This is a genomic window from Pseudolysinimonas yzui (assembly GCF_014653215.1).
In the GTDB taxonomy this organism is placed as follows: Bacteria; Actinomycetota; Actinomycetes; order Actinomycetales; family Microbacteriaceae; genus Pseudolysinimonas_A; species Pseudolysinimonas_A yzui.
The window spans coordinates 162,687-179,345 of the sequence record NZ_BNAI01000001.1; the positions used below are offsets into that span (position 1 = coordinate 162,687).

Annotated in this window: 15 protein-coding genes; 5 read left to right on the forward strand and 10 right to left on the reverse strand. The window is 72.7% G+C overall.

From position 1 onward, the window contains the following. Position 1 precedes the first annotated feature (1 nt). The gene (locus IE173_RS00835; RefSeq protein WP_191281499.1) at positions 2–226 is read right to left on the reverse strand and encodes a DUF3107 domain-containing protein; all 225 of its coding nucleotides are present in this window, start codon (positions 224–226) and stop codon (positions 2–4) included. A 108-nt stretch (positions 227–334) separates the two neighbouring features. Here IE173_RS00835 and IE173_RS00840 point away from each other — a divergent pair, with 108 nt between their 5' ends. From IE173_RS00840 to IE173_RS00850, 3 genes are read left to right on the forward strand one after another with little or no spacing between them, the layout of a single operon-like run. Then, positions 335–3,466: an ATP-dependent DNA helicase gene (locus IE173_RS00840; protein ID WP_191281500.1), complete on the forward strand. Its 3,132-nt coding sequence runs from the start codon at positions 335–337 to the stop codon at positions 3,464–3,466. Further along, positions 3,463–6,633 (forward strand): ATP-dependent helicase, encoded by a 3,171-nt coding sequence (locus IE173_RS00845; protein WP_191281501.1) that lies wholly within the window; start codon positions 3,463–3,465, stop codon positions 6,631–6,633. The genes IE173_RS00840 and IE173_RS00845 overlap by 4 nt, the downstream gene beginning before the upstream one ends. A gap of 21 nt (positions 6,634–6,654) precedes the next feature. After that, on the forward strand, positions 6,655–8,055 hold the full coding sequence (locus IE173_RS00850; protein ID WP_191281502.1) for an MFS transporter: 1,401 nt from the start codon (positions 6,655–6,657) through the stop codon (positions 8,053–8,055). Here the strand turns inward: IE173_RS00850 and IE173_RS00855 are convergent. Beyond that, entirely contained in the window at positions 7,989–8,558 is a 570-nt protein-coding gene (locus IE173_RS00855) for a nucleotidyltransferase family protein (protein WP_191281503.1), read from the reverse strand. The two genes, IE173_RS00850 and IE173_RS00855, sit on opposite strands and share 67 nt — an antisense overlap. A 16-nt stretch (positions 8,559–8,574) precedes the next feature. Between IE173_RS00855 and uraD the strand changes: the two genes are divergently transcribed. Beyond that, positions 8,575–9,066: a 2-oxo-4-hydroxy-4-carboxy-5-ureidoimidazoline decarboxylase gene (uraD, locus tag IE173_RS00860; protein ID WP_229841786.1), complete on the forward strand. Its 492-nt coding sequence runs from the start codon at positions 8,575–8,577 to the stop codon at positions 9,064–9,066. Next, positions 9,063–9,359, forward strand: a complete 297-nt coding sequence (gene uraH, locus IE173_RS00865) for a hydroxyisourate hydrolase (protein ID WP_191281505.1) — start codon at positions 9,063–9,065, stop codon at positions 9,357–9,359. Before uraD ends, uraH begins: the two co-directional genes overlap by 4 nt. Positions 9,360–9,417: 58 nt before the next feature. On the opposite strand, the gene IE173_RS00870 is transcribed toward uraH, so the two are convergent. The 8 genes from IE173_RS00870 to IE173_RS00905 are packed head-to-tail and all read right to left on the reverse strand — an operon-like array spanning position 9,418 to position 16,626. Continuing rightward, positions 9,418–9,915: a nucleoside deaminase gene (locus tag IE173_RS00870; RefSeq protein ID WP_191281506.1), complete on the reverse strand. Its 498-nt coding sequence runs from the start codon at positions 9,913–9,915 to the stop codon at positions 9,418–9,420. A gap of 13 nt (positions 9,916–9,928) precedes the next feature. Then, positions 9,929–10,822 carry a factor-independent urate hydroxylase gene (gene pucL, locus IE173_RS00875; RefSeq protein WP_191281507.1) on the reverse strand — a complete coding sequence of 298 codons (894 nt, stop codon included), beginning with the start codon at positions 10,820–10,822 and terminating at the stop codon, positions 9,929–9,931. Beyond that, entirely contained in the window at positions 10,822–12,156 is a 1,335-nt protein-coding gene (allB, locus tag IE173_RS00880; RefSeq protein ID WP_191281508.1) for an allantoinase AllB, read from the reverse strand. The genes pucL and allB overlap by 1 nt, the downstream gene beginning before the upstream one ends. Next, complete coding sequence (locus IE173_RS00885) at positions 12,153–13,202, reverse strand: methylenetetrahydrofolate reductase C-terminal domain-containing protein (protein WP_229841787.1); 1,050 nt, start codon at positions 13,200–13,202, stop codon at positions 12,153–12,155. The genes allB and IE173_RS00885 overlap by 4 nt, the downstream gene beginning before the upstream one ends. Then, positions 13,192–13,794 (reverse strand): pyridoxine/pyridoxamine 5'-phosphate oxidase, encoded by a 603-nt coding sequence (locus IE173_RS00890; protein ID WP_191281509.1) that lies wholly within the window; start codon positions 13,792–13,794, stop codon positions 13,192–13,194. Before IE173_RS00890 ends, IE173_RS00885 begins: the two co-directional genes overlap by 11 nt. Beyond that, on the reverse strand, positions 13,791–14,558 hold the full coding sequence (locus IE173_RS00895) for a creatininase family protein (RefSeq protein ID WP_191281510.1): 768 nt from the start codon (positions 14,556–14,558) through the stop codon (positions 13,791–13,793). The genes IE173_RS00890 and IE173_RS00895 overlap by 4 nt, the downstream gene beginning before the upstream one ends. Beyond that, a complete protein-coding gene (locus tag IE173_RS00900; protein WP_191281511.1) occupies positions 14,555–15,883 on the reverse strand; it encodes an FAD-binding oxidoreductase in 1,329 nt (442 codons plus the stop codon). The genes IE173_RS00895 and IE173_RS00900 overlap by 4 nt, the downstream gene beginning before the upstream one ends. Beyond that, positions 15,880–16,626: an SDR family NAD(P)-dependent oxidoreductase gene (locus IE173_RS00905; protein ID WP_229841788.1), complete on the reverse strand. Its 747-nt coding sequence runs from the start codon at positions 16,624–16,626 to the stop codon at positions 15,880–15,882. The genes IE173_RS00900 and IE173_RS00905 overlap by 4 nt, the downstream gene beginning before the upstream one ends. Positions 16,627–16,659 lie beyond the last annotated feature (33 nt).

Sequence of the window (16,659 nt, forward strand, 5' to 3'; positions counted from 1 at the left end):
GTCAGGCGACGAAGCCGACGCGGCGACTGGACTCGCTGCCGACCTCGAGGTACGAGAACGAGGCGACGGGCACGATGTACACCTTGCCCTTGTCGTCGCTGAGCTTGATGTACTTCGCATCGGAGTCGAGCGCAGCCGACACGATCTTCTCCACCTCGGCGGCCGACTGGGTCGACTCGAAGTTCAGTTCACGGGGCGAGTTGGCGATGCCGATACGAATGTCCACGAATGCGATCGTACTGTCGGCGGCATCCCGGTCATGGCCCGGTTCGCCTGGGGCGGAAAAGACGGGTGACGGATGCCGGGGTCGGCGGTCGCGGTTATCTTCGGCTGAGTGAGCGGGCTGGGTTTCGAGACGCGTCCGGCGGAGCCGGGCGCTCCTCAACCCGCGACAGCTCGCGGTTTCGAGCTCGATGCGTCGCAGCTTGCGGTTGTGGGGTTGGCGGATGGGGCGTCGGCGGCCGTGCTGGGGGCGCCCGGCTCGGGCAAGACGACGACGATCGTCGAGCTGGTGGCCGACCGGGTGCTGGAGCGGGGGTGGGATCCGCGGTCGGTGCTCGTGCTCACGTCGGCTCGTACGGCGGCGGCGCGGCTGCGCGACCTGATCGCGGTGCGGCTCGGGGTGCCGACCGACGGGCCGCTCGCCCGTACGGCGCCGTCGCTCGCCTACGAGATCGTCGGGGTGACGGCGCGGGCGGCCGGCGAGACCCCGCCGCGACTCGTCACCGGGGCGGAACAGGATGCCGACCTCGCGGCGCTGCTCGACGGGCACCTGGCGACGGGGTCCGGCCCGGACTGGCCCGAACCGCTCACGCCGGACGTGCGGCGCACCGCCCGGTTCCGCTCGGAGCTGCGCGACCTGTTCGCGCGGGCGACCGAGCAGGGGGTCGACCCGCGGCGGTTGCGCGACCTCGGCCGGGCGACCGGCCACCCGGAGTGGGTCGCCGCGGGGGAGTTCCTCGACGAGCACCTCGACGTCGTCGCCTCGGCCCGGCCCGAGCAGCGCGACCCCGCCGAACTCGCGCGCCTCGCGATCGCGACCCTTGACGCGGGGGGAGGCGGGGAACGTGTCGCCGGGCTGCGGCTCGTCGTCATCGACGACCTGCCCGAAGCCACCGAGGCGACGCTCGGGTTGCTCGCGGCCCTCGCCCGGCGCGGCATTCCGGTGATCGCGTTCGGCGACCCGGACGTCGCGACGAACGCGTTCCGTGGCGGCGAACCGGATGCCCTCGGTCGCCTCGCCAGCGTGCTCGGCGTGCCCGACATCCCGACGCTCGTGCTGGAGCACACGCATCGACCGAACACCGCCATCCGGGCCTTCACCGGTTCGATCACCGAACGCATCGGCACCGCCGCCGCCGGCGGTCAGCGGCGTGCGGTCGCCGATCGCACCCCGACGCCGCGGCCGCCTTTGGCCCGCATCGAGGCACCGACCGCCGCACGCACGGCCGCCGTGATCGCCCGGGCCCTGCGTGAAGAGCACGTGCTGCACGGGGTGCCGTGGAGCCGGCTGGGGGTCATCGTGCGCAGCGGCGCCGCCGTGCCGGGGCTCGCCCGGTCGCTCGCCCTCGCCGAGGTGCCGACCCGCACGGGCGGCGGCGGGCTCGCGCTGCGCGACGACGCCGCGGCGCGGGCGCTGCTCGCCGTGGTCGAGGCCGGAACCGGGCGACTCGAGCTGACCGCCGAGGTCGCCGCCGATCTGCTGACCGGTCCGTTCGGCGGGCTCGACCCGATCGGGCTGCGCCGGCTGAAGATCGCGCTACGCACCGAAGAGGCGCTCGCGGGCGGGATGAGACCGAGCGGGGAGTTGCTCGTCGAGGCGCTCGCCGCCCCCGGCCGGTTCGCGACGATCGACGCCCCCGTCGCCCGCACCGCCGAGCGTCTCGCCGGCACCCTCCACGCGCTGCGCACCGCGGATGCGACCGCGACAGCCGAGGAGCTGCTCTGGCTCGCCTGGGAGCGCAGCCGCCTGGCCGGCCCGTGGCGCGCGCACGCCCTCGGCGGCGGGGTCGCGGCGGCCGAGGCGAACCGCGACCTCGACGGCATCGTCGGGCTGTTCGCCGCCGCGAAGCGGTTCGCCGAACGCCGGCCGGATGTCGCGGCGAGCGAGTTCTTCGCCGAGCTGCGCGACACCGACGTGTCGGAAGACCTCATCGTGCCGACCCGCAGCGACGACGCCGTGCTGGTGACCACGCCGTCGGGTGCCGTCGGCCTGGAGTTCGACACCGTCGTCGTCGCCGGGCTGCAAGACGGCGCCTGGCCGAACCGCCGGCCGCGTGGCACGCTCCTCGCCCCGCAGGCGCTCGCGCGCGCCCTCGACGGCGACGACGGCGTGCTCGACGAGCGACGGCTCGTGCTCGACGACGAGCTGCGGATGTTCGCCCTCGCCGTCTCGCGGGCGCGCGACCGGGTGCTGCTCGCCGCGGTCGTCAACGACGACGAATCCCGCAGCGTGTTCGTCGACCTGCTGCCGCCCGACACCCCGGTGCTCGCGGAGGCGCCGCCGCTCACCCTGCGGGGCACGACGGGGCGGCTGCGCCGACTGCTCACCTCGCGCGGGATCGACCCGCGCACCCGGGCCGCAGCGGCATCCTCTCTTGCCCGGCTCGCCGAACTCGGCGTGCCCGGGGCGCACCCCGACGACTGGCACGGCCTGCTCGCGCCCTCGAGTGACGCGCCGCTGTTCGAGGGCCTGCAGGTGCCCGTCTCGCCGTCGCGGCTGGAACGCTTCGAGGAGTCGCCGCTCGACTGGTTCCTCGAGACGATCGGCGGTTCGTCGTCGACGACGCTGATGGATGTCGGCACGATCCTGCACTGGGCGATGGAGACCGCCGAATCGCCGGATGCCGACGCGGTGTGGGCCCGGGTCGAGAAGCGCTGGGGCGAGCTGTTGTTCGAGTCGCCGTGGCTCGCCGAGCATCACCGGCGCAGCGCCCGGGTGCTTGCCGATGGCATCGCCGCCTACCTCGGCGACTTCGCCGCGAGCGGCGGAAGCGTCGTCGGCGCCGAGAAGAAGTTCGAGCTCGAGGTCGACCGCGCGACCGTGCGCGGCACGATCGACCGGGTCGAGCGCGCCGCCGACGGCAGCGTCGTGATCGTCGACCTGAAGACCGGCACCCCGGTGACCAACCAGGCGAAGATCGACGCCACCGCCCAGCTCGGGGCGTACCAGCTCGCCTACCGGGCAGGGCTGTTCGACGACGTGCTCGCCGACCTGGGTGAGCACCGGCCCGGCGGCGCGAAGTTGCTCTACGTCAAGTCGGGCGTCGACGGCAAGCGATACCGCGAGGGGGTGCAGGCGCCGCTCGGCGAGGAGGGGCTCGAGGCGTTCCGGGAGCGGATCCGGCAGGTGGCGATCGGGATGGCGGCGGCCTCCTTCGAGGGCGTGCTCGAGGTCGGCGGCTACGGCCTCGGCGCGGTGCCCGAACTGCGTCTGCACCGGGTCGGGGCGGTGAGCGGCGAATGAGCGCGGTCAGTGCGATCGACATCGCCGAGGCGCTCGCGGCCGTGCGCGGCGTCGCGCCGCAGCATCCGACCCCGCAGCAGCGGGCCGTCATCGAGGCACCGCTCGCCCCCGCGCTGGTGGTCGCGGGGGCAGGGTCGGGCAAGACCGAGACGATGGCCAACCGGGTGCTGTGGCTGCTGGCCAACGGCCTCGTCGAGCCGGCGCAGGTACTGGGGCTGACCTTCACCCGCAAGGCCGCCGGCGAGCTGGGGCTGCGCATCCGGGAGCGCATCGCCGAACTCGACGCCGCCGGGCTGCTGCCGCCGCGGGATGTCTTCGACGCCCCCGTCGTGGCGACCTACAACTCGTTCGCGAACACCCTCTACCGCGAGTCCGCGATCCTGCTCGGTCGGGAGGGCGACGCGCCGGTGCTCGGCGAGGCGGCGGCGTGGCAGCTCGCGCGCGGCGTCGTGATCCGCAGCCGGGATGCCCGGTTGCCCGACCTCGGCAAGAACCTCGACGCGCTCACCCGGGCCGTGCTCGCCGTCGCCCGCGGTGTGGCCGAGCATGCCGGTGACCTCGACGAGGTGCGCGCGCTCAGCGCCCGGCTCGGCGCCCTCGGCGACCTGCCGACGAACGACCCCGTCGACCGGTTCGAGCGACTGCCCGCCGTCGAACTCGCCGCGCAACTCGGCGCACTGGAGGTGCTCGCCGACCTGGCCGCCGACTACGACGCCGAGAAGGTGCGGCGCGGCGTCGTCGAGTACGCCGACCAGGTGGCTCTCGCGCTGCGGATCGCGCAGAAGCAGCCCGCGCTCGGGGCCGACCTGCGCGACCGCTACCGGGTGGTGCTGCTCGACGAGTACCAGGACACCTCGGTCGTGCAGACGCAGCTGCTCGCCGAGCTCTTCCGGGAGGCGCCCGTGATGGCGGTCGGCGACCCGAACCAGTCGATCTACGGCTGGCGCGGCGCGAGCGCCGCGAACCTCGACCAGTTCGCGGAGCAGTTCATCGGCACAGCTTTCGGGGCCGAGGCGCGCTTCGCGCTCTCGACGAGCTGGCGCAACGGCACGGGCATCCTCGCCGCCGCCAATCACCTGGTCGCCCCTTTCGCCGGCCGCGGGGTGACCGTGGAGCGGCTCGAGCCGAGCCCGGTCGCGTCCGACCGGGAGGTCGAGGCCGTCTTCCCTGAGACCGTCGCCGAGGAGGCCGCGGCCGTCGCCGACTGGCTCGCGGCTCGGGTCGACCCCACCACGAGTGCGGCGATGCTGCTGCGGGCCCGCGCCACGCAGCCGTACTTCCTCGCCGCGCTGCGGGACCGCGGCATCCCGTTCCACGTTCTCGGCATCGGGGGGCTGCTCGCTGAACCCGAGATCGCCGACCTGGTGTGCGTGCTGTCGGCGATCGATGACCCGGCGGCCGGCATCCAGCTGCTGCGGGTGCTCGCCGGCTCGCGGTTCCGGGTCGGGGTCGCCGACCTGCACGCCCTCAACCGGCTCGCCGCCTGGCTGCGCTCCCGGGACCACACGCAACGCAAGCACGACGACGAGGTGCGGGAACTGCTGAACACCGCCGTCGCACCCGGGGAGGGCGGGTCGATCGTCGACGCGCTCGACTTCCTCGCCACCGCCCCGGTCGGCCACGTCGCGCTCGAGAACTTCACCGCGGTGGGGCTGCAGCGACTGCGGGATGCCGGCGCGCTGCTCACCCGTCTGCGCGCCCGGGTGCGCCTCGACCTGCCCGATCTCGTGGCCCTCGTCATCCAGGAGCTGCGGCTCGACATCGAGGTCGCCGCCAATGAGTACCGGGTGCTCGGCTCGGCGAACCTCGACGCCTTCGCCGACGCGGTCGCGGGGTATCTGGCGATCGCCGAGATCGCGACGCTCTCGGGCTTCCTCGGCTGGCTGCGCGAGGCCGAGCTGCGCGAAGACCTCTCGCCGCGCCCCGAGCCGCCGGAACCCGGCACGGTGCAGGTGCTCACCGTGCACGGCGCGAAGGGTCTGGAATGGGATGTCGTCGCCGTGCCGCGGATGGTGACCGACGAGTTCCCGGCGAAGCCACGCGAAGGGTTTCAGGGCTGGCTCGGCTTCGGGCAGTACCCGTGGCCGCTGCGCGGTGACGCCGCCGAGCTGCCGCATTTCGCCTGGGAAGGGGCGACCACCCGCAAAGAGCTGCTCGACGAGCAGAAGCAGTTCAGCGCCTCGGTGCGGCAGCGGGCCCTCGACGAGGAGCGGCGACTCGCCTACGTCGCGGTGACCCGCGCTCGCCACCACCTGCTGCTGTCGGGGTCGTTCTGGGCGACGCAGGCCAAGCCGCGCGAACCGAGCGTCTTCCTGCGCGATCTCGCCGACGCCGGGCTGATACCCGCCCTGCCCGACGCGAGCGGGCACGCCGAGAATCCACTCGGCGACGATCTGGAACGCATCGTCTGGCCCCTCGATCCGCTGGGGTCGCGCCGGTCGGCGGTCGAGTGGGCGGCCGAGCAGGTGCGCACCGCCGACCCGGCCCTCACCGGACCGTGGACCCGCGACCTCGAGCTGCTGCTCGCCGAGCGGGAGGCCCGGCTCGCGCCGACACCGGTCGCGATCCCCACCCGCGTTCCGGCATCCCGATTCCACGACTACGTCACCGAGCCCGAGCGGGTCGCCGGCGAGCTGCGGCGCCCGATGCCCGAGCGGCCGTTCTCGGCGACCCGGCTCGGCACCCTGTTCCACGCCTGGGTCGAGCAGCGCTTCGGGTTCGGTACGGGGGCGGAGGAGATCGACGCGCTCGTCGACGAGCAGGATGCCGGCACTGACATCAGCGGGAGCGAACTGGCGGCGCTGCAGGCCCGCTTCGAGGCGTCGGAGTGGGCGCAGCGCCGCCCGCTCGAGGTGGAGCGCGAGATCCATCTGCCGTTCGACGGTCGGGTCGTCATCTGCAAGATCGATGCGGTGTACTCCGAGCCCGACGGCCGCGTGCGCATCATCGACTGGAAGACCGGGCGGGCGCCGAAGGAGCCGGAAGACCTGGAGCGCAAGCAGCTGCAACTCGCCCTCTACCGGCTCGCCTACTCCCGCTGGGCGGGCATCCCCGAAGACCGCATCGACGCCGCGTTCTACTTCGTCGCCGACGACCGGGTGCTCGAACCCGACCGCATCGACTCCGAAGAGCAGCTGCTCGCCCGCTGGCGCGCCGCCGTAGGCTAGACGGACGGAAGGGGTGTTTCGGTGAGTCTCGGCGGCAGTGACCCGGCTTTCACCGCACCGATCCCGATCCAGACCCACCGCCCCACCGGCCGCGACGTTCTCACGATCTTCCGGGTGCGCAACTTCCGACTGCTGGTCACCTCGATCTTCTTCACGAGCATCGCGATGTGGATGACCCGCGTCGCCGTCGACTGGCTGCTGCTCGAGCTCACCGGCAACCTGGCCCTCGTCGGGCTCGCCGTCACGCTGCAGTTCGGGCCGACCCTGGTGCTCGGTGCGTTCGCAGGGGTGATCGCCGATCGCTTCTCGCGGCGCCGCATCGTGCTCATCACGCAGACCGTGGCGTTCCTGGGCACCGCGACCCTCGCGCTGTTGGCGATCCTCGGTGCGGCGGAGGTGTGGCACGTCTACCTGGTGGCCGCGGTGACGGGCGTCGCGGGCGCTCTCGAGAATCCGGCGCGGAGCGCGCTCGTCGGGCAGATCGTCGAGCCGACGCGGCTGCGCACGGCGGTGAGCGTCAACGCGGCGGTGTTCCATGGCGGAGGGCTCATCGGGCCGGCGATCAGCGGGATCCTCATCGTCGTCGTCGGGTCGGGCTGGTCGATCGCGGTCGCCGCGCTCGCCACCGTGGTCAGCATCCTGGCCTTTGCACTGTTCCGCTCGCGTGAGTTGTCGGCGGTCGCCCGCCCCGCCGAAGGGTCCGGGGGCGTGCGGTTCGCCGCGCGCTACGCGGTGCGCAAGCCGACCATTCTCTGGCCGATGGTGCTCGTCGCGTTCGTGGCGACGTTCGGGATGACGCTTCCGGTGCTCTTCACGGCCGCGGCGGGGGATCGCGGGTTCGACACCGGTTCGGCCGGCTACGGCCTCTACACCTCACTCGCCGCGGTCGGTGCGGTCGTCGGGGCGGTCGCGTCGGCGCGAAGGAAGTCGGTGCGACTGCGGACGATCGCGCTGCTGACGGGTGCGTACGGCCTCTCGATCGTGCTGGCCGGCGTGGTGCCGGTCTACGGGGTGTTCCTCGCCGGAATCGTCGCGCTCGGCGTCTTCCGCCTGCTGTTCGCGATCGGTGCGGAGTCGATGGTGCAACTCTCGACCAACCCGGGGGTGCGCGGTCGGGTGATGGCGATCTACCTGGTGCTGCTCGTGGGCGGCCAGGCGGCGGGCGGCGTGATCATCGGCTGGATCGCCGAACTGTTCGGCATGACGGTGGCGTTCGTCGTCGCCGGCGGGATGCCGCTGCTCGCCGCGATCGCCGTCGCGATCGTGCTGGCGCACCGGCACCAGCTGACGATCGCCGTCAACCTGCGCGACTTCCGCCGGGTGGTGCGGATCGTGCGGCGCTCGAAGCCGCCGGGTCAGGCCGGGCCGTCGGCGTCGGCGCCGTCCCAGAGCCCCGACAGTTCGACCAGCTCGGCGCCCTGAGCGGCCAGGTACCGACCGGCGCCGCGGTCACCGTCCACCGACGCGGCGACGGCCGCCCAGTGGTCGCGGCCGATGACGACGGGATGCCCGGGCCGGCCTTCGTAGGTGGCCCGCCGGAGGGTGGCCGCGTCGAGGGGAGCCGAGAGAAGTCGTGCGACGGCGGCGGCCGGAAGTCCGGGCAGGTCGACGAGCGTCACGACGACGGCGGAGGCATCGGGTGGCGCGGCGCCGAGACCCGCCCGCAACGATGCCGACAGCCCCTCGGCCCAGTCCTCGGCCACGACGACGGTCGCTTCGGCGGGAACCAGGGCCCGGGCCAGTGCCGCGTCGGCGCCGAGCACGACCCACACCGAGCCGCAGCCCCCGCCGCGCAACGCCGCCACCGCGCGATGCAGCCACGGCATCCCGTCGGCGTCGCGGCGCAGCGCCTTCGGCCCACCCGCGCGGGTGCCGGCTCCGCCCGCCAGCACGATCCCCGCGACCCGGGGCACGGAGGTGGTCATGGCTACAGTTGAGCATGTGAGCGCGCCCAGCATCCAGCGGAGTCTCGAACCCTCGACGGATCAGCTGCGCACGGCCCTCGGCGTCGAGCGCTGGGTCGCCGAGGTCCACGCCGCGGGTCCGTTCGCCGACCTCGACGCGCTGCTGGATGCCGCATCGGCCGCCGCCTCGCCGCTCGCGCCCGCGGAGATCGAGGAGGCGCTCGCCCACCACCCGCGCATCGGCGAGAAACCCGCCGAGGGGGCCAGCGGTGCCGACCACAGCCGCCGCGAGCAGGCCTCGCCCGACGCCGACGATCCGACCCTCGCCGAACGTCTCGCCGCCGGCAACGCCGCGTACGAGCGGCGGTTCGGCCGGATCTTCCTCATCAGGGCGCTCGGCCGCTCGCGCCGCGAGATCCTCGCCGAACTCCACCGTCGCCTCACCCTCGACGACGCCGAAGAACTCACCATCGTCGGCGACCAGCTGCGCGAGATCGCGATCCTTCGACTCACGGGGATGTTCGGGTGAGCCAGGTCACCACCCACGTTCTCGACACGGCCGCCGGCCGCCCCGCCGCCGGCATCCCGGTGCGTCTGCTCGCCGCCGGTCACCTGATCGCCGCCGGCGTGACGGATGCCGACGGGCGAGTCGCGAACCTCGGGCCCGACCTCCTCGACCGCGGCGAGTACCGCCTCGAGTTCGACGTCGCCACCCCCTTCTTCCCCCGCATCACGATCGACTTCCAGATCACCGACGCGTCGCACTACCACGTCCCTGTACTGCTCTCCCCGTACGGCTACACCACATACCGCGGTTCCTGACCCTCGCGGGTGTGGTCTCGACACGCGCCTTCGGCGCTACTCGACCACCGAAAGGGGCTCAGTAGTCCGTCCGGGTCTCGTTGCTCAGCCAAGCTTGAAAAGGCTGCTCGGCCGTCGGCACTCGCAAGGTGTGGACGCGCACGTCCCAGGTGGAGCGGTCGCGGGTGAAGAGGTCGTAGAACTCGCGGTCGTCGAAGCCGCCGCGGGCGGCGTCGTCGCGGTCGGCGGCGTAGAACACGCGGTCGATGCGGGCCCAGAGGGTGGTGGCCATGCACATCGGGCAGGGTTCGCACGAGGTGTAGAGGGTGGCGCCGTGGAGGGCGAAGTCGCCGACGGTCTGGCAGGCGGCGCGGATGGCGACGACTTCGGCGTGTGCGGAGGGGTCGAGGTCGCGGGTGACCCGGTTGGTGCCCTCACCGATGATCTCGCCGTCGGCGGAGACGACGAGGGCGGCGAACGGCCCTCCTCCGGCGGCGACGTTCGCGGTCGCCAGCTCGACGGCGCGTTCCAGAAAGGCCCGGTCGGCATCCGTCGCGAAGCCGCCCGCACTGGTCATGCCGGCGCCCCGGTCATGCGAGCCCTGCCGAGAACTTCCAGGCGTCGCCCGCCGGAGGGGCGTCGTCGCGGGCGATCGTCGCCTCGATGAGCCCGTAGGGCCGGTCGGCGGCGTAGAACACCTCGTTCGGGTTCTCCATCGAGAACGGCGCGAGGTCGACGACGAAGTGGTGCTTGTTGGGCGCCTTCAGCCGGATCTCGCAGATCTCGGGCACGGCATCCAGCACCGCCGTTCCCATGTGCCACAACGTCTGCTGCAGGGCGAGGGACTGGAGCGTCGCGAACTGTTCGATGAGGTGGGCGCGGATCACCGGGAAGACCGCATCCCAGTCCACATCCACCGTCGAGAACCGCCATTTCGCGATGACGGCCGTCGCCATGACCCGGTCGTGGGTCTCGGGAAGGGTCGTGTATTCGTCGCTGAGGAACCCGGCGAACTCCGACCCGGTCGACTTCAGCAGCACGAGATCCTTCACCCCGCCGATGACGTACTCGCCGGTGGCGTCCACGGTGACGGCGGCGGTGCGCACCTCCGGTCCGCGGCGCACCCAGGTGTGGTCGTGCTCGCGGCCCCCCGCGATGGCGCGGTCCCAGGCGTACTCCTCGAGTTCGATGCGTGCCCCGTCGATCGGCGCGACGTCGTGCACGAAGTGCCGGGCGAGGGCGAGTCCGAACGCTTCGGGGCTCGCGACGCCGTGCTTCTTGGCGAACGCGTAGACGGTGTTCTTCTGCGTGTCGGTCGGCAGCACCGCCGACTGGTCACCGGTGAGGTAGGCGTCGTCGAACGCCCCGCGCATCGCCGTGGTGACGTTGAGGTCGCGCAGCTCGTGCCGCGCGGCGTCGCGGATGACCCGCACCAGCCGCGTCTCGGCCTTGCCGTACTGGTGGTCGGTGAGCAGGTATGTCATCAGGTCTCCTCGCGTGACGGTAGCTCTCCCGCACCCGGTGTGGCGCCACGGAGCAGGGTGCGGCGTACGACTCCGCGCAGTTCGGCGCCGTCGTAGGCGCTCACCGGGTTCTTGTGCAGCAACTCCTGGGCGTGCACCGTGAACCGCTCGTCGGGGGCGAACACGACGAGGTCGGCGTCGCGGCCGACGGCGATGAGGCCCTTGTGCGGAAGGCCGGCGAAGGCGGCGGGGGATGTCGACATCCAGCGCACCACGTCGGTGAGCGGCACCTCCCGTTCCACGGCGGCCGTCCACACCGCGGCGAGCCCGAGCTGCACCCCGGCGATGCCGCCCCAGGCCTGCGCGAAGTCGCCGTGGCCGGCGAACTTCAGGTCGGCCGTCGCGGGGGAGTGGTCGCTCACCACGAGATCGATGTCGCCGTCGCGCAGCGCCTGCCAGAGGGCGTCCCGGTTCGCTTCGCCGCGGATCGGCGGGGCGCACTTGAACTGGGTGCCGCCGTCGGGAATGGTCTCGGATGCCAGCGTCAGGTAGTGCGGGCAGGTCTCGACCGTGATCGGCAGGCCTTCGGCGCGGGCGGCCCGCAGTTCGGGCAGGGCGGCGGCCGACGACAGGTGCAGGATGTGCGCGCGGGTTCCCGTGCGGCGCACGCCCGCGATGACCCGGGAGATCGCCACGACCTCGGCCTCGTCCGGGCGGGATTCCACATAGGTGTCGTACGCCGTGCCGCCCGCGTTGGCCGCCGCGTCGAGCACCCCGGGATCTTCGGCGTGCACCAGCAGCAGGCCGTCGAAGGCGGCGAGTTCGTCGAGCGCGGCATCGAGCCCGGCGGCGTCGAGATGTGGGAACTCGTCGACGCCGGACGGGGCGAGAAACGCCTTGAATCCGAACACCCCGGCGTCGTGGAGAGCGCGCAGCGACCCGAGGTTTGCGGGAACGGCCCCGCCCCAGAATCCGACATCGACGGCGGCCTGGTGCCGTGCCGCGGTGCGCTTGAGTTCCAGCGCCTCCGGGGTGACGGTGGGCGGGATCGAGTTGAGCGGCATGTCGATGATCGTCGTGACGCCGCCGGCAGCGGCGGCCCGGGTCGCCGACGCGAAACCCTCCCACTCGGTGCGGCCGGGTTCGTTCACGTGCACGTGGGTGTCGACGAGTCCGGGCAGCAGCACCTCGTCGCTGTGCAGCTGGATGCGGTGCGCGGCGTCGAGGGCGGCGCCTTCCGGCGCGATGGCGGCGATGCGCCCGTCGCTCACCGCGATCTCGACGTCGGCGAAGGTCGGCGCCGCGCCTTCGAGGGCGACCAGGGCACGCCCGGCGATCACCAGGTCGTGGCTCATGACCCGCCCCCGAGCGCGCCGGCGATCTCGGCGAGCGCCCGCGCGAACTCCAGCTCGCCGCCGTGGCCGGTGCCGCCGGAGAGGTTCACACCGACGACGCTATCGAGTGCCAGGAAGCCGCGGCCGAGTTCGACCGCCGCGGCGACCCCTTCGGCTCGCGGATCGGGGGCGGCGAGGATGCGGTCGAGATACCCGGGGGGCAGCACGAGCGTCGTGAAACTCTTCAGCAGCTCGGCGGAGGCGCGGTCGAGCACGACCGGGATGCACGGGATGAAGCCGAGGTTCGAGCCGAGTTGCCGTGCCGCGCCGATGAACGCCGCGACCGGTTCGACGCCGCCCGCGTGGTTGACGAAGCAGATCTCCGCCCCGGCCCGCTCCTTCTCGAGCAGCCGCGCGGGGCGTCGCTCGACGGGGGGCGTCGCCGGGGCCTCGGCGACCGAGACGAGATGCCCTGCGGCCCGCGCAAGGGACGCGGCCTGCGTCGAGTCCAGATCGAAGACCGGGGCGGCGTCCCGCCGCGATCCGGTGCGGGTGTGGTCGCCCGTGACGCAGTGCACGCCCACGACGCCGGCGTGGGCCAGGGCGGCGAGTTCGCCCTCCATCGCCACCCGGTTGCGGTCGCGGCAGGTGAACCCGCTCCACACCTCGACGCCCTCGGCGCGGATGAGCGCCGTCCGGTAGGCGGGCGGGAACTGCACCCGCTCGCGCCCCGAGTCTCCGGCGAGCACGGCATCCGCAGCTCCTCGCAACGCGGCCGCGCACTCCGCCAGCGACGCCGCGTCGAGGGCGCGGGCGGGGAAGTCGGCGACGACGATCTGCTTCGTCGCGAGCAGCGCGCGCATCCGCTCGGCTCCGGATGCCGCTCGCGCCTCCGCCGGGGCCGCACCGTGCCAGCGCACGGTCGGGACCTCGAGGAAGACGCACCGACCCGGTCCGCCCTGATCGGCGGCGACCTCGCACGTGCCGTCGAGCTCGACCCCGCCGCAGGGCCCGTACTCCATGTGCTTGGGGCAGGCGGCCCGATCGAGGAGGGACTCACCCGGCAAGGAGTCTCACCGTCCAGGCGCCGTCGCCGGTGGCGGTGTATTCGGTGCGGCGGCTGGCGGTATCGGGGTTGCCGATCCAGAAGGTCAACCGGGTCGGGCGCACGAGATAGCCCGTCCAGGTGGGCGGCTGCCCGAATCCGTCGGCGTGATCGTCGCGGAACGCCGTCCACGCGCGGATCCGGTCGACGAGCGGAAGTCCGGCGAACTCGACCGTGTTCTGCCAGGCGAGCTGCTGCAGATAGGGCGAGCGGGAGCGGAACGCACGTCGCAGTTCGTCGGCGGGCGCCGGCTCGGCAACCCCCTGCACCGTGAGTTGCCGGGCGCGGTCGGGGAAGTGCAGCATCAGCGCCACCGCGGGATGCGTCGCGAGCTGCCGCACCTTGCGCGAGCGCGAATCGGTGTGGAAGTAGAAGCCGTGCTCATCCCATTCCGAGAGCAGCAGGGTGCGGGCATCCGGGATGCCGTCGGCCGCCGTCGCGAGCGTCATCACGGGCCGCACCGGGTCGTCGTTCGGGGGCAGCCACTCGTCGAGCAGGAGCCAGGGGTCGGCGGGCCAGTTGTCGCGGATCTCGGCGTCGCCCGGGAGGGTCATGACGGCGGCCCGGGGTCGAACGCGGCGATCTCGGCGAGCGCGGCGATCCCGTCGGCCACCAGCTGGGCCGCGATGTGCGCGCCGTGTTCCGCGGTCGCACCCGTCGGATCGCCGATGACCCCCGCGGTGCCGAAGTCGTCGGAGGTCCAGCCGAACTGCACGGGAGCGCCCGCGAAGCCGATCTGGCGGAACCGGGAGAGGTGCCGGGGAGTCGCATCCACCGCACCGGTCAGGTCGACGAGGTCGGGGCGCAGGTGCATCGCGAGCGAGGTCTCGCCGTGTCCGCCGTGAATGCCGAAGCCCTGCTCGGTGTCACCCGCCGGGATCGCGACGTTCATCAGGAACGTGCGGAGCCCGAACTGCACCCGCAGCTCGCGCAGCGCCACCTGCAGCAGCGCGACGTTGCCGCCGTGCCCGTTGTAGAAGACGAGGGTGCGTGCGGGGGTGGCGGCGATGCCCCGGCCGATCGCGACGAGGGTGTCGAGCAGCGTCGACGCGCCGACCCAGATCGTGCCGGGTGCCCAGGCGTGCTCGTCGGACTTCGTGTAGCTCAGAGCGGGCAGAACCCAGGCGTCGAGCCCGGCCGCAGCGGCGCCGTCGACGACGAGCCCGGCGAGGATGTCGGCCATCAGCAGATCGGTCGCGAGCGGCAGATGCGGCCCGTGGTGCTCGATCGCCCCGGTCGGCAGCACGACGATCGACTCGGCGGTGAGCGTCGACGCGAGCGCCGGCCCCGCCAGCTCGACGAGGCGACGGGAGCTCATGCGGGGAGGTCCGCGGTCTGGCTGCCGGTGTCGAGCGCGGCGCCGACCAGTTTGCCGGGGTTGAGCAGCCCGTGCGGGTCGGTCGTCGCAGCGAGGGCGGCGGTGCGCTCCGGCTCGAAATCCACGAACCACTGGTGCGGGTTGTGGTAGCCGACGCCGAGCGCTTCGAGTTTCGCGAACCCCGCGTAGACGTCGTCGGCCGAGGTGTACCGCCCGGCGAGCATCCCGATCGGGCGGCCGCGTTGGGCTTCGATGTGCAGCATCCCGCCGTCGTAGACGGCGTGCACCTCGTCGATGCGGTCGACCAGGGCGTCGCCGGAGACTTCGACGTGGAAGTAGGTGCCGGGGTAGGCCTTCTGCAGCCACTCGATCGGATGGTTGTACGAGATCATGCTGAGTTTCATCGACGCGGGCGCGCCCTCGCGCACGTCCTCGACCCTCCCTCCGGCATCCTCCACGAGCTTTTGTGCGGCGTCGAGGGTCTGGGCGTCGAGGATGGCGCGCAGGCTCGCACGGCCGGCCGGGATGGCGGGGTCGGCCGGCAGCGCTTCGGCGAGGGTGGGCAGGTCGGCGGAGACCAGACGCGGGGTCGGGTCGAGGTCGGCGAACTCGCGGATCACCGACAGCGCACCGAGGAACGCCGGGAACGAGGCGTAGAAGGCCCGCCAATCCTGCAGCGGCTCGAGGCTGACCTTGAGCCGCGCGATGATGCCCGCCGTGCCGTAGTTGTGGATGTACGGGTCGGCGTCCGCGCCCGTGACGTGCACCAACTCACCGTCGCCCGTGCCGTGCACGACCCACAGCTCCTGCACGAAGCCGGTGTGCAGCATCCCGTTCTTGATCGAACCGGTGCCGCCCGAGCCGCCCGAGACGAACCCGCCGAGGGTGGACTGCGCGGTCGAGGGGTACATCAGCAGTTGCTGCCCGGCCTTGTTCGCGGCCTGCTCGAGCGTGATCATCGTGGCCCCGGCATCCGCCACCAGGTAGCCGTCACCGACCTCGTGCAGCGTGCGGGCCTTCGAGGTGTCGACGACGAGCCCGCCCGCCATCGGGATCGCCTGACCGTAGTTGCCGGTGCCCTTGCCGCGGGGGGTGACCGGGATGCCATGGCGCACCGCAGCCGCGACGGTCGCCGCGATGAGTTCCGCCGTCGGCGGGTAGGCGACCAGGTCGGCCCGGCCGAGCGGCAGCTGCTCGGAGATGACGGGTGAGAGGTAGGAGCCGTCGGCCGAGGCCCGGTCGAGCGTCGCCGCCTCGTCGGAGACCGCGAGGTCACCGAGCAGGTCGACCAGTTCGGCCTTGAGGCTTTCGAGATTGGGGTTCAATGCATCACCATTCCGCCGGTCACGTTGATCGCCTGGCCGGTGAGGTAGTCGGCGTCGGCGGAGGCCAGGAAAGCCGCCACGCCCGCAACATCCGCCGCCTGGCCGAGCCGGCCGAGCGGTGAGTACGACGACCAGGTCGCGATGTCGTGGTCACTGCGCGTCGTCGCGCCCATGTCGGTGAGGATGTAGCCGGGGCACAGGGCGTTCGCGGTGATGCCGTGGCAGCCCCACTCGAGCGCGGCGACCCGGGTCAGCGCGACGACGGCCGCCTTCGACGCCGCGTAGTGGGCCTCGTTCTGGCCGCCCTTCTTGGCGGCCATGCTCGCGAGGTTGATGATCTTGCCGGGCGTGCCGTCGGCAATCATCCGGCGCACCGCGACCTGCATCGTCGTCAGCATCGCGCGCGCGTTGATCGCGAACATCGTGTTCCAGTCCTGCACGGTGATCTCGAGCAGCGGGACGAGTGTGAAGATGCCCGCCGAATTGACGAGCACGTCGACGCCGCCGAGCGCGTCGATCGCCGCCGTCGTGGCGGCCGCGGTGGCGTCGGGGTCGATCAGGTCGACCTCGTGGAAGCTGCCGCCGACGGCGGCCGCGTGCGCGGTGCCTTCGGCGACGAGACGGTCGAGGATCGCGACCCGCGCTCCTTCGGACGCGACGCGTGCCGCGATCTCACCGCCGATGCCACGCGCCCCTCCGGTGACGACGACCCGCTTTCCCGCGAGGCGGGGGGTGGTCGTCACCGGAGGAGCGTTCATGGCTGTGCTGTGTTTCTG

Coding starts and splice junctions, on each gene's coding strand:
- allB (WP_191281508.1), bottom strand. CDS start 12,156: ATGAGCCACGACCTGGTGATCGCCGGGCGTGCCCTGGTCGCCCTCGAA.
- IE173_RS00895 (WP_191281510.1), bottom strand. CDS start 14,558: ATGAGCTCCCGTCGCCTCGTCGAGCTGGCGGGGCCGGCGCTCGCGTCG.
- IE173_RS00845 (WP_191281501.1), top strand. CDS start 3,463: ATGAGCGCGGTCAGTGCGATCGACATCGCCGAGGCGCTCGCGGCCGTG.
- pucL (WP_191281507.1), bottom strand. CDS start 10,822: ATGACATACCTGCTCACCGACCACCAGTACGGCAAGGCCGAGACGCGG.
- IE173_RS00890 (WP_191281509.1), bottom strand. CDS start 13,794: ATGACCCTCCCGGGCGACGCCGAGATCCGCGACAACTGGCCCGCCGAC.
- IE173_RS00870 (WP_191281506.1), bottom strand. CDS start 9,915: ATGACCAGTGCGGGCGGCTTCGCGACGGATGCCGACCGGGCCTTTCTG.
- IE173_RS00855 (WP_191281503.1), bottom strand. CDS start 8,558: ATGACCACCTCCGTGCCCCGGGTCGCGGGGATCGTGCTGGCGGGCGGA.